This is a genomic window from Achromobacter sp., assembly GCF_057314935.1.
This window is the reverse complement of the sequence record NZ_DBHKZA010000123.1, coordinates 1-11,045: the sequence shown is the minus strand read 5'-3', so window position 1 is coordinate 11,045 and position 11,045 is coordinate 1. Positions and strand designations below refer to the sequence as shown.

Below are 11,045 nucleotides of genomic sequence, written 5' to 3'. Positions count from 1 at the left end.
CGAAGGTGGAATTGTTGAACGCCATCACCGCCGGCCGCTTGAAGCCGCGCTGGCGTGCCACTTCGGCGAACGCGCGGCCGAACACGGCGTTGGACGCCTGGTACATCCAGGCGAGCCCCTGCTTGTTCTCGGTCAGCATCTCAGGCGCGCCGCAGGTGTTCATCGTGATGAGGCCCGCCGCGTTGGTGATCGGCATGGCGGCCAGCCCGACCGACGACGGCCAGATGCCCACCACCGCTTCAACCTTGTTGATCTCGATCAGTTTTTTCACGGCCAGTACCGCCGCATCGGGCTTGGTCTGGTCGTCTTCGGCGTACAGCTGTATCTGCCTGCCCGCCGCGCCGCCCGCTGCGTTGACTTCCGCAATGGCGATCTTGATGGCCTCCAGCATGGCAGGCCCGTACGGCCCGCCTACCCCGGTGATGGAATTGAGCGCGCCCAACCGGAATGGCGGCGCTGCCTGGGCCTGCGCCCAGGCCAGGCCGGGCACCGCGCCGGAGGCGGCAAGCGCGGCGCTGGCCGCGAGGAAATCGCGTCGGGAAAAATGAGTGGGCTGCGTCATGAAGGTTCCTTGCGGCGTGAACATCGTTGTTCAACTTCGAATAGCCGCCGGCGTGCGCGACGCCGGCGTCCCCTTGTGGCTTGGATGCAACTTCGGTACTGCCTGCTGCGGGTGTACGGTCTACGCGATCACCCCCCGGGCGCGCATGGCCGCGATACGGTCGTCGGATACGCCGAAGCGCCGCAGCACGTCGTCGGTGTGCTGGCCCATCAGCGGCGCCGCCGTGCGCAAGGCGCCCGGCGTCCGCGAGAATTTGGTGGGGATGCCGATGGTCTTCATGGTGCCCAGCACGGGATGGTCCAGCTCCTGCACCATGCCGCGCGCCAGATAGTGAGGGTCTTGCATGGCCTGTCCGAAATCATTGATGGGCCCGCACGGCACCGAGGCCCTTTCGCAGCGCGCGATCCATTCCGCGGCATCGGCGCGGGCGAACTCGGCTTCAAGGATGGGCTCCAGCTCGGCGATATGGGCCAGCCGGTCGGAGTTGGTCACGAAGCGCGGATCGGTAACCAGTTCGGGACGCTCCAGCACGTCGGTGCACAGGCGCTCCCAGGTGCGCTGGTTGGCGGCCCCGATCATGATGAAGCCCATGCGGGTGTCGAACGCCTGATACGGCGCGGACACCCGGTGCCGGCTGCCCGTGCCTTCCGGCACCGTGCCGTCGGCGAAGTAGGCGGCGGCCTCCCACACGAACCACGGCAGTCCGCATTCCGCCAGCGCGATGTCGATGTGCTGGCCTTCGCCCGTCTTCATCTGGTGGATGCAGGCGGCCAGGATGGCGTAGACCGCCGTCAGCCCCGCGCCCACGTCGTAGATGGCGATGCCGGACTTCAATGGCCTACCGCCTGCCTCGCCGGTCATGCTCATGATGCCGCTCATGCCTTGCGCCACCAGATCGAAACCGCCCTTGCCCGCGTAAGGCCCGGATTGGCCATAGCCGGAAATCGAGCAATACACCAGGCGCGGATTGATCCCCGAGAGCGTCTCATAATCCACGCCCAGCGACCGGGTCACGCCCACCCGGTAGTTCTCGACCACCACGTCGGCCCACCGCGCCAGGTCGTACAGCACCTCACGCGCCTCGGGGTCCTTCAAGTTCAGCGCGATGCCCTGCTTGTTGCGGTTGATCTGCGCAAAGCAGGTGGACTCCCCGTTCACATAGGGTCCCATCTCGCGGGAATCGTCGCCCGAGCCGGTCTTCTCGACCTTGATGACCTCGGCGCCCAGGTCGGCCAGCACCATCGTGCAATACGGGCCGGCCATGATCTGGGACAGATCCAGGATCTTGATGCCGGCCAGGGGGGATGCAGCTTGAGTCATGTCGGATCCGTCTTGGTTCAGTGGCCGGTCAGCGGCCGGTGAATGCGGGAACCTGCTTCTGCGCGAACGCCTCGCGGCCGCGCCGGTAATCTTCGGTGCCGAAGCACGCGTAGGCCTCGCGGCGCTCTGCATCGGTCAGCGGGCGGCCGGCGCGCAACTGGGCGGCGAAACGCTTGTGCCAGCGGTTCACCAGCGGCGCGGCGGCCGCAATACGGCGGGCCGTGGCATAAGCGTGTTCAACCACCTGCCCGTCGTCCACGACCCGGCTCAACAGGCCTTTGGACATGGCCTCGTCGGCGCCGAAGACATGGCCCTCCAGCAGGATCTCCAGCGCCCGGGTGGCGCCGATCACCGCGATCAGGTCCGCCAGTTCCTGGTGGTCGACGGTCAAACCGATCCGGTTGACAGGGATCCCGTACCGGCTGCTCCGCCCGGCGATCCGGATGTCGCACAACGCCGCCAGTTCCAGCCCGCCGCCCACGCATACGCCTTCGATGCAGGCCACCGTCGGGTGGCGCAGGTGCTTCAGCCTGTCCGTCATCGACAGCGTGAAGGCGGCATAGTCCGCCGCTTGCGCCGCACCATCGCGCTCGTCGCCAAAGCCCGCGATGTCGCTGCCCGCGCAAAACGCGCCGCCCGCGCCGCGCAGCACGACGCAGCGCACCCCGTCATCGGCGTCCAGCTCACCCATGAGGCGGCCGAACTCCCGGTACATGTCCAGCGTGAAGGCGTTGCGCTTGGCCGGGCGGTTCATCAGCACGGTTGCCACGCCGTCCGGTTCGCGGCTCAGGTCGATGCTCATGCCGCTTCCTCCAGCCGAAGGTCGGTGCCTTGCAGCACTACCCGTCCGTCCAGCGTCAATGTGGCGTCCGTGACGATGGTGTCGTAATGCGCCGCCGCCTTGACCGTGCCACCGATATAGGCGCTGGTGCCCAGCGCAAGCTGGATCGACCCGTAGACGGATTCATCCGACAGCATCGTGCCATCCAGTTGGCAGCGCGGGTTCATGCCCACCCCCAGTTCGCCCAGGTTGTAGACCAGCGGATCGTTGAAGCTGGCCAGCAGGTCGCGGAACTGGCGGGCCACTTCGCCCCCTTCGATCGCCACCGCCATCCCCTTCTCGATATGGATGCGCACCAGCTCGTCGCGGATCAGCGACACGCCGGGAATGCTGGCGTTCACCACGATCATGCCCTCGGCCGTTCCTTCCACCGGCGCCAGGCTGGACTCCAGGCAATACCCCGCCGAAATATCCGTCGTGTTCGCAAACCCGTGCAGCGCCCGCCCCCGGCGCCCGGCAATGCTCATCGTCACGTCGGTGCCCAGTTCGGTCGTCACCCGCGCCGTGTCCGCCCGCGTCAAGGCGTCCGCCAGTCCTTCGATCTGCGGACGCAAGGCATCGAAATCGGCCTCCCAGCCTTCGGCCAGGAAGAAGTCCGGCTGATGCGATTCCGGCAGGACGATCACGCCGACGCCAGCGCGGGTCGCCTGCTGGCGCGCGTCCGTATGTGCGGCATTGGCGCGGGTCAGCGCGATCACCAGGTCCGCGGCCTGCATGGCCTGGGCGACCACGGGCGACAATTGGCGGCCATGCCGTGCGGACCCCGCGATCTGCAACAGGTTCAAGCCCGCGCCCGCTTCGTCCACGGCGATGGCCAAGGGCTCGACGTTGTGACCGGTGTACAGGTCGTACAGCACCAGCACTTCCATTCCGGGCCGGGCGGCGCCCAGTTGGCTGACCACTTTGCGGGCGTTCTTCAGTTTCAACAGCGTGTGCATGCCAACCCCCTTTATGCCGCGTGTCGCGTGCGGGCATCGGCCGCTTGCTGGGCCTCTGCGACCGCGCGCTCAAGAATGTCCAGCCCGCGGGCGAGCTCGTCGTCCGTAATGCACAGGGGTGCCAGAAACCGGATAACGTTGCCGTGAAAGCCCGCTTTCACCAGGATCAGCCCGCCTTGATAGGCCGCCTGCACGATCTGTGCGGCCAGGTCGCCGGCCGCCTCGTGCCCCATCTTGTCCCGGACCACTTCGAACGCCACCATGGCGCCCAGGCCGCGCACGTCGCCCACGATGCCGAAGCGCGAAGCCCACGCCGCAAAGCGTTCACGCACCCGTGCGCCTACGTCGCGAGCGCGGGCCGGGTAGTCTTCGCGCCGCATGACCGCAATCGTCGCCAACGCCGCGGCGCAGGCCAGCGGATTGCCACCATAGGTACCGCCCAATCCGCCCACTTTGGGCGCGTCCATCAGGTCGGCGCGACCCACTAGCGCGGCAATGGGCAGCCCGCCCCCCATCGACTTGGCCATGGTGTAAAGATCGGCCTCGATGCCGGCATGCCCGGTGGCGAACCATTCGCCGGTGCGGCAAAAGCCCGACTGGATCTCGTCGGCAATCAGAACGATGCCGTGCTGCGTGCAGTACGCCCGCAGCGCTTGCAGGAAGGCCGGCGGCGCATCATGGAAGCCGCCCTCGCCCTGGATGGGTTCGATGATCACGGCCGCCAGTTGTTCGGGCGTGATCTCGGTTTCGACCAGCCTGCGGAACGCATCGAACGCCGCCTGGGCGCATTCCGCCTCGCTCACGCCCGAGCGGTACCGCACGGGGAACGGCGCACGGTACACCTCCGGGGCAAAGGGGCCAAACCCGCTTTTATAGGCCGGCGCCTTGGCCGTCAGAGACAGCGCCATGTAGGTGCGCCCATGAAAGGCGCTTTCGAATGCCACCACCGCTTGCCGGCCCGTCGCGCGCCGCGCCACCTTGATCGCGTTTTCCACGGCTTCCGCGCCCGTCGTCTGCAGCATGGCCTTCTTGGGCCAGTTGCCGGGCACCAGATCGATCAGCGCTTCGGCCAATTCGATATAGCCCGGGTACATGACGATGTTGAAGCAGGTGTGCAGATAGCGTTCGGCCTGTGCCTGCACCGCCGCAACCACCTCGGGATGGGCGTGCCCCACGTTCAGGGTGCCGATGCCACCGGCGAAATCGATGAAGGCATTGCCATCCAAGTCGGTCAGCGTCGCGCCCGCCGCACGTTCCGCAAATACCGGCGGGCCGTTGGCCACGCCCGCCGCCACGGCGGCATTGCGCCGCCCCAGGTAAGCCTGGCACTGCGGGCCAGGAAGTTGAGATGACTGCACGGCGTCTTTCATTGCCCTGGGCTCCTTGGATGCGTGGGTAAGCCGACGAAGTGAAGTCACTATATTCTTGTGCGTTTTATTGTGTCAACGACAATTTACAATTTCGCATTCTTGATTGTGCACAATCTTGAGTTCAAAATAATGCTATGCTTCCCGCGACTCAATCCAGGTGCCTCCATGCCCACTAAACGCGCCAATCCCCCCTCTGACGCCGCCACGACAGAACAGCGCAAGGCGGCCTCGACCCACGAGGTCATCCGCGACCTGCGGGAACGCATTGCCTCGCAGGCTTTGCTGCCGGGCACCCGCGTGCCCGAAGAGGATCTGGCCCAGGCCTACGACATCCCGCGCGCCAAAGCGCGTGAAGTGCTGGCCACGCTGGAAGACCGCGCGCTGGTTGAACGGGTTCCCAATAAAGGCGCCGTCGTCGCCCTCGTCGACATGGAAACCACGTATCGGCTTTATCAGGTGCGCGAAGCGCTGGACGGCTTGGCCGTGCGGCTGGCGATCGCCAATGCCACGCCTGCCGATTGGGAGGCCATGCAGGCCCTGCTGGGCGAACCCTTCGAACAAAGCCTGAAGAACGGCGACATCGAGGCCCACGTGGCCACGATCGAACAGTTTCGCAATCACGTCAAAGAGCTGGCGGGCAACCCCGTGCTCAGCGACATGATCGAACGCATCTACGACCGCACCCGCGTGTCGATGCGCCGCGTGGCGTTGCTACCGGGCCGTTCAGAGATGGGAATCAAGCAATACCGCGCCCTGCTGGACGCGATGGTTCGCGGCGACGCCGACGAAGCCGAGCGCTGCGTGCGCGAACTGAATGCCAGCGCCCGCGAGTACATCGAGCGCTACAAGAACTACGTAATTTAAGCGGTGCGGGCGGGAGGCCAGCCGTGGCTGACCCGCCCGGGCCAGGCGCCGCGCCTCAGGGCGAAGCCGGCGTGTCGTAGTTGTTCAGCTTCACGCCCGACACGCCGCCCACGCTGGGCGATGCCGCCGGCGCGGGCGCGTTGCCCGACGCCGCAGCCGGGGCGGGCGGCACGTCAGGCGCTGCCGTCGGGGCGATCGCTTCCGGCACCGGGGCCGTCTCAGCCTCGGCAGGCGCCGGGTTGGCGGCTCGGCGCGCACGCTTGGCATCGTCCGCGCGTGCCACCATGGCCGTCAGTTCGGTCGCCAGTGACGCTGATTTGCCGTTGCTGGCCCAGTCGGCAGCGCTCTGCCCTTTCAGGTCGCGCGTGGTCACATCGGCGCCCGACTTCACCAGCAGGTCCACCATTTCTTTGTTGCCGCCCAATGCCGCCATCATCAGCGGCGTCTCGCCCCCGGGAGCCGGTGCATTGACGATGGCCTTTTTCGACAGCAGCAGGCGCGCCATCTCCATTTGCCCTTTCGATGCCGCATAGTGCAGCGGCGTCCATCCCAGCCGATTGACCTGCGCCCCGCGGGCGATCAACGTCTTCGCCCGCTCGGTCTGGCCAGCGATCGCTAGGTACATCAGCGGCGTCTCGCCCGCCGGGTTCTCGGCGTTCACATCGGTGCGCTTGTCCGCGGCGATCACGTCAAACACCTTCCAGGCGCCATCCACCACCGCGCGCATCAGCGCAGGCTGGCCGTTCTTGTAGCGCACGTTGGGATCGGACCCGTGGGCCAGCAGGTCTTTGATGTCGTCCGGATAGTCATTGGCAACGTAGACCCACCAGTCGCCAGGGTTGGCCGCATGCGCCATCGGCGCCGCCAGCCCAACCGCCAGGGCCAACAGCGCTCCCCGGCAACGCGACAACAGAAAGTGACGGGCGGTCGGGGCTTGGGCGGTCATGGCTATCCTAGGAATCAGATTGAATAATCAGGTTTAACTTATTTCTTTATCTTATTGAAAAGACGGAAGAAATTGTCGGTGGATGCTTGCGCCACTTCGGCCACGGTGATGCCTCTAAGGTCGGCGATCTTCTCGGCTACGTGGATCACCTTGGACGGGTCATTGAGCTTGCCCCGATATGGCACGGGCGCCAGATACGGCGAGTCCGTCTCGATCAGCAGGCGGTCCAGCGGCACCTTGCCGGCCACCTCATGCACCACCTGGGCGTTCTTGAACGTGACGATGCCCGACAGCGAGATATAGAAATTCTGGTCCAGCGCGGCCTGCGCCACTTCCCAACTCTCGGTAAAGCAGTGCATGACGCCGCCCACTTCCGACGCGCGCTCTTCCTGCAGCACGCGCACCGTGTCCTCGGCAGACGCACGCGTATGGACGATCAGGGGCAGCCCGGTGTCGCGGGCGGCGCGGATATGGCGGCGGAAGCGCTCGCGCTGCCAATCCAGCGGTTCGGACAGGCGGTAGTAGTCCAGGCCGGTCTCGCCGATGGCCACGACCTTGGGGTGTTCGGACAGCCGGACCAGTTCTTCCGGCGACGGATCAGGCGTGTCCTCGTAATCGGGGTGCACGCCCACCGAGGCCCACAGGTTCGCCTGCGGTTCGACCAGTGCCATCAGCCCAGGCCACTCGGGCATGTTGACACTGACCACCAGCGCGTGGGTCACCTGGTTGGCGGCCATCCGGTCAAGAATGGCCGGCAGATCAGCCGCCAGCTCCGGAAAATTCAAATGACAGTGGGAATCGACGTACATGTTTTGACTACAGAAAAAGCCGCGGCGCCCCAACCCGTTGCCGGGCGAATCGCCGCTGGATCAGGGACTTACGCTTGGCAGGATAGCACCACGCGTTGCAGGGTAGCGTGCGCGAACAGCTTGGCGTTCAACGGATGAGTGGCCAGCGCGCGCTGGCGCGTCAGCCAGCGCGCGGCTTCGGCCACGCGGGCGCGGTCCATGCGTGCGGCGACCTGGGCAACGCCCGTGGCCAACGCCGGAAAGTACCGCACCGGCGCACCCGCGTTGGCCAGCATCAGGTCGGTGTACACGCGTTGCAGCGCGTCGATCCATTCACTGGCCGGCACCTTCTCCAGCGATTCGGCCAAGGTGCCCACGTCGGGCGAATGCCCCTGGGCCAGCGGGCCGATCAGCTGTGACAACCACGGTGGACAAGCAGTGTCGCCCGCTTGCGCCAGGCGCAACGCGGCCAGCGGCGCGCCGCCTGCCGCCGCCAGCCATTCGCGCGCGGGCTCAACGTTCTGCGCGCGCAACCATTGCAGCGCGGTGTCCGGGTCCGGCGCCGGCAGGGGCAAACGCCGGCATCGCGACACCAGGGTCGGCAGCAGGCGATCCGGGGCGTCCGCCACCAGCAGGAAAACCGTATGGGGCGGCGGCTCTTCCAGCACTTTAAGCAAGGCGTTGGACGACACCACGTTCAGCGCATGGGCCGGATACAGCAGCGCCACGCGCCAACCACCGCGGTGCGTCGCGGTATTGAACCAGGACTCCAGCGAACGGATCTGGTCGATGCGGATTTCCTTGGACGGCGCGCGCTTGGCGGGGCCGACAGCAGGTTCGGCATCTTCAGCCGGCTCGGCGGCGTCCGCCCCCTCTTCCACCGCCACGGCTTCGGGCCGGATGCGGCGCAAGTCGGGGTGGTTGCCGCTGGCGAACCAGGCACAGGCGGCGCAATGGCCGCAGGCCAGCCCATTCTCGGGCGTTTCGCACAGCAGGCTGGCGGCCGCGGCAATCGCGAAATCCAGCTTGCCAATGCCGGCCAGGCCGTGCACCAGCCAGGCGTGGGCGAAACGGTCGCGGTTGCCCAGCCAGGCCCGCGCCGTGTCCATCTGCCAAGGCAGGAATTGGGGTGCGCTCATGCCGGCACGGCCAGGAGCGCACGCAGCCCAGCCTCCAGTTCCGTGCGGATCTGGTCGATGGACTGCGTGGAATCCACGATATGGATGCGGCCGGGGTCGGCTTTGGCACGAGCATGATAGGCCTGGCGGGTACGCTCGAAGAACTCGGCGCCCTCGCGCTCGAATCGGTCAGGTTCGCGGGCATCGGCCAGACGGGCGCGAGCCACCTCCAGCGGGACGTCAAACAGCCAGGTGCGGTCGGGTTGCCCCGCCTGCATCCAGTCTTCAAGCACGGCGATGCGCGCGGCGCCCAGGCCCCGTCCGCCGCCCTGATAGGCGTAGGTGGCGTCGGTATAGCGGTCGCATACCACCCAGGCCCCGCGCGCCAGCGCCGGTTCGATCACCTGGCTGGCATGCTCGCAGCGGGCCGCGAACATCAGCAAGGTCTCGGTATCCAACCCCATCGTGTCCGTCAACACCAGGGCACGCAGCTTCTCGCCTAGCGGCGTGCCGCCCGGTTCGCGCGTGGACACCACTTCCACGCCTTGCGCGCGCAAAAAGTCCGCAATCCAGACGGTGTGCGTGCTCTTGCCCGCGCCGTCCACGCCCTCCAGCGTAATGAAGCGTCCGCGTGAGGTCATTGATCTTGTCCTTGTGCTGTTTCGGAATCGGTTTCGGGGCTTGCGCCGGCAGCCGGGCCGGCATCGGCGGGCGCGGCTGCGGGGGCACTGGGCGCCCCGGCAGGCGTGGGCGCGGGCGCCGGCGCCGGCACGGCGGTCGGGCGCGTGGTCTGCCCCTGCCCCAGAATGTAGCGGGAGACGTTGCGGTTATGCCCCGACAGGTTTTCGGCGAATTCGCTGGTCCCGTTGCCGCGCGAAACGAAGAACAGGTATTTGTGCTGCTCGGGCTGCACCGCAGCAAGCAAGGCCGCCCGGCCCGCGGCGGCGATCGGCGTCGGCGGCAGGCCCGGACGCGTGTACGTGTTCCAGGGCGTATCGGTCTGCAAGTCGCGCTTGCGGATGCGTCCCTGGTAATTCTCGCCCATGCCGTAGATGACGGTGGGGTCGGTCTGCAACAGCATGCCGATCTTCAAGCGGTTGGTGAACACGCCGGATACGCGCCGGCGGTCCGGGCCGTGGCCGGTTTCCTTTTCAATGATGGACGCCAGCACCAGCGCTTCGTAAGGCGTGGCCACCGGCAGGCCGGACTGGCGCTTGGCCCACGTGTCCTGCAGGATGCGCTGGCCCTCCTGATAGGCGCGGCGCAGCAGATCGTAGTCGGTGCTGCCGGGCGTGAAGATATAGGTATCAGGGAAGAACATCCCTTCGGGATGCGTGATGTCCGACCCCAGCCGCTCCATCAGCGCTTCATCGCTGGTGTCGCCCAAGGTCTGCTTGACGTCCGGATGCTCACGCAGCGCCTGGCGGATCTGGCGGAAGGTCCAGCCTTCCAGGAAAGTGATCTGGCGTTGGGTCATGTCGCCGCGCGCCAGGCGTTCCAGCAGCAACCAGGGGGTATCGCCATTGATGGCCTGGTATCCCCCCGCCTTCATCAGCTTGTCTTGCTCAGTCAGGCGGGCCATCCAGACAAAACCTGGCTCCCACATCGGCACGCCGACCGCATTGAGCGCGCGCGCGACCGTACGCGGGCTGCTGCCCGGGTCCACTACAAAATCGATCCTGTCGGCCGGTAAATGCATGGGCCGGTGCATCCAGCTCCATGCGGCGCCCACGGCTGCCGCGGCGGCAATCACGATAAGCAGGAATGACCACAAGACGTAAAAACGGAGTCGCTTCTTCATAAGTCCCAGAAGTTTAATGGATCAGGCGGACCTGTCGCGGCAAAAGAGGGGTCGGAATGCGCGGCACAGCCCTGCGCCTGTCGGGGGCTTGGTGCTTGCACAGGGGGAAGGCGGCTATCATCTGCTCTTTGATGACGCGATAACACCGCCGCCATGCACGCTTTCTATGCTTCGATCCCCGTCCGCCCCGAAGGTTGCGCGCAATGCGCCCCGCTGGAAGATTTTGTGGTTTTCAGCGCGTCCGGCGCCGATGCCCTGACCTTCCTGCACGGCCAACTGACGCAAGACGTCACCGGCCTGCCCGCCGACGCCGCCCGCCTGGCGGGCTACTGCACCGCCAAGGGCCGCCTGCTGGCCACACTTGTCATGTGGCGTGCGGCCCCCGGCGCGGATGATGCCCCGCAACTCTATGGCCTGGTCCGCCAGGACCTGTCGCAAGCGTTGATCAAGCGCCTGTCGATGTTCGTGCTGCGCGCCAAGGTCAAGCTGGCCCCCGC

11 protein-coding genes and 1 pseudogene are annotated in these 11,045 nt (G+C 66.5%); 2 read left to right on the top strand and 10 right to left on the bottom strand.

From position 1 onward, the window contains the following. The 5 genes from ACO6D5_RS27950 to gabT all read right to left on the bottom strand — a co-directional run. A partial coding sequence (locus tag ACO6D5_RS27950) for an ABC transporter substrate-binding protein (protein ID WP_485827194.1) occupies window positions 1–562 on the bottom strand: 562 nt, incomplete at its 3' end. A 120-nt stretch (window positions 563–682) separates the two neighbouring features. Next, window positions 683–1,882 (bottom strand): CaiB/BaiF CoA transferase family protein, encoded by a 1,200-nt coding sequence (locus ACO6D5_RS27945; protein ID WP_485827193.1) that lies wholly within the window; start codon window positions 1,880–1,882, stop codon window positions 683–685. A gap of 28 nt (window positions 1,883–1,910) precedes the next feature. After that, window positions 1,911–2,684 (bottom strand): enoyl-CoA hydratase/isomerase family protein, encoded by a 774-nt coding sequence (locus ACO6D5_RS27940; protein WP_280028517.1) that lies wholly within the window; start codon window positions 2,682–2,684, stop codon window positions 1,911–1,913. Beyond that, entirely contained in the window at window positions 2,681–3,661 is a 981-nt protein-coding gene (locus ACO6D5_RS27935) for an aminopeptidase (RefSeq protein WP_485827192.1), read from the bottom strand. Before ACO6D5_RS27935 ends, ACO6D5_RS27940 begins: the two co-directional genes overlap by 4 nt. 11 nt (window positions 3,662–3,672) lie before the next feature. Then, window positions 3,673–5,031 carry a 4-aminobutyrate--2-oxoglutarate transaminase gene (gene gabT, locus ACO6D5_RS27930; RefSeq protein ID WP_485827191.1) on the bottom strand — a complete coding sequence of 453 codons (1,359 nt, stop codon included), beginning with the start codon at window positions 5,029–5,031 and terminating at the stop codon, window positions 3,673–3,675. A gap of 165 nt (window positions 5,032–5,196) precedes the next feature. On the opposite strand from gabT, the gene ACO6D5_RS27925 reads away from it, so the two are divergent. Next, a complete protein-coding gene (locus ACO6D5_RS27925; RefSeq protein ID WP_006223400.1) occupies window positions 5,197–5,895 on the top strand; it encodes a GntR family transcriptional regulator in 699 nt (232 codons plus the stop codon). Window positions 5,896–5,950: 55 nt separating this feature from the next. On the opposite strand, the gene ACO6D5_RS27920 is transcribed toward ACO6D5_RS27925, so the two are convergent. From ACO6D5_RS27920 to mltG, 5 genes are all read right to left on the bottom strand, one after another. Then, window positions 5,951–6,841 carry an ankyrin repeat domain-containing protein gene (locus ACO6D5_RS27920; protein WP_485827190.1) on the bottom strand — a complete coding sequence of 297 codons (891 nt, stop codon included), beginning with the start codon at window positions 6,839–6,841 and terminating at the stop codon, window positions 5,951–5,953. Window positions 6,842–6,879: 38 nt separating this feature from the next. Beyond that, window positions 6,880–7,650, bottom strand: coding sequence for a TatD family hydrolase (locus tag ACO6D5_RS27915; protein ID WP_088588306.1), 771 nt, complete (start codon window positions 7,648–7,650; stop codon window positions 6,880–6,882). Window positions 7,651–7,718: 68 nt separating this feature from the next. Beyond that, window positions 7,719–8,768: a DNA polymerase III subunit delta' gene (holB, locus tag ACO6D5_RS27910; protein ID WP_088588307.1), complete on the bottom strand. Its 1,050-nt coding sequence runs from the start codon at window positions 8,766–8,768 to the stop codon at window positions 7,719–7,721. Beyond that, the gene (gene tmk, locus ACO6D5_RS27905; protein WP_427958285.1) at window positions 8,765–9,388 is read right to left on the bottom strand and encodes a dTMP kinase; all 624 of its coding nucleotides are present in this window, start codon (window positions 9,386–9,388) and stop codon (window positions 8,765–8,767) included. The genes holB and tmk overlap by 4 nt, the downstream gene beginning before the upstream one ends. Then, complete coding sequence (mltG, locus tag ACO6D5_RS27900; RefSeq protein ID WP_485827189.1) at window positions 9,385–10,548, bottom strand: endolytic transglycosylase MltG; 1,164 nt, start codon at window positions 10,546–10,548, stop codon at window positions 9,385–9,387. The genes tmk and mltG overlap by 4 nt, the downstream gene beginning before the upstream one ends. 153 nt (window positions 10,549–10,701) lie before the next feature. Between mltG and ACO6D5_RS27895 the strand changes: the two are divergent. After that, window positions 10,702–11,045, top strand: a pseudogene (locus ACO6D5_RS27895) (CAF17-like 4Fe-4S cluster assembly/insertion protein YgfZ); the annotation flags it as partial.

What these genes read in the sequence shown, in the direction of transcription:
- ACO6D5_RS27945 (WP_485827193.1), bottom strand. Translation starts at nt 1,882, where the DNA reads ATGACTCAAGCTGCATCCCCCCTGGCCGGCATCAAGATCCTGGATCTG.
- ACO6D5_RS27940 (WP_280028517.1), bottom strand. Translation starts at nt 2,684, where the DNA reads ATGAGCATCGACCTGAGCCGCGAACCGGACGGCGTGGCAACCGTGCTG.
- ACO6D5_RS27935 (WP_485827192.1), bottom strand. Translation starts at nt 3,661, where the DNA reads ATGCACACGCTGTTGAAACTGAAGAACGCCCGCAAAGTGGTCAGCCAA.
- gabT (WP_485827191.1), bottom strand. Translation starts at nt 5,031, where the DNA reads ATGAAAGACGCCGTGCAGTCATCTCAACTTCCTGGCCCGCAGTGCCAG.
- ACO6D5_RS27925 (WP_006223400.1), top strand. Translation starts at nt 5,197, where the DNA reads ATGCCCACTAAACGCGCCAATCCCCCCTCTGACGCCGCCACGACAGAA.
- ACO6D5_RS27920 (WP_485827190.1), bottom strand. Translation starts at nt 6,841, where the DNA reads ATGACCGCCCAAGCCCCGACCGCCCGTCACTTTCTGTTGTCGCGTTGC.
- ACO6D5_RS27915 (WP_088588306.1), bottom strand. Translation starts at nt 7,650, where the DNA reads ATGTACGTCGATTCCCACTGTCATTTGAATTTTCCGGAGCTGGCGGCT.
- holB (WP_088588307.1), bottom strand. Translation starts at nt 8,768, where the DNA reads ATGAGCGCACCCCAATTCCTGCCTTGGCAGATGGACACGGCGCGGGCC.
- tmk (WP_427958285.1), bottom strand. Translation starts at nt 9,388, where the DNA reads ATGACCTCACGCGGACGCTTCATTACGCTGGAGGGCGTGGACGGCGCG.
- mltG (WP_485827189.1), bottom strand. Translation starts at nt 10,548, where the DNA reads ATGAAGAAGCGACTCCGTTTTTACGTCTTGTGGTCATTCCTGCTTATC.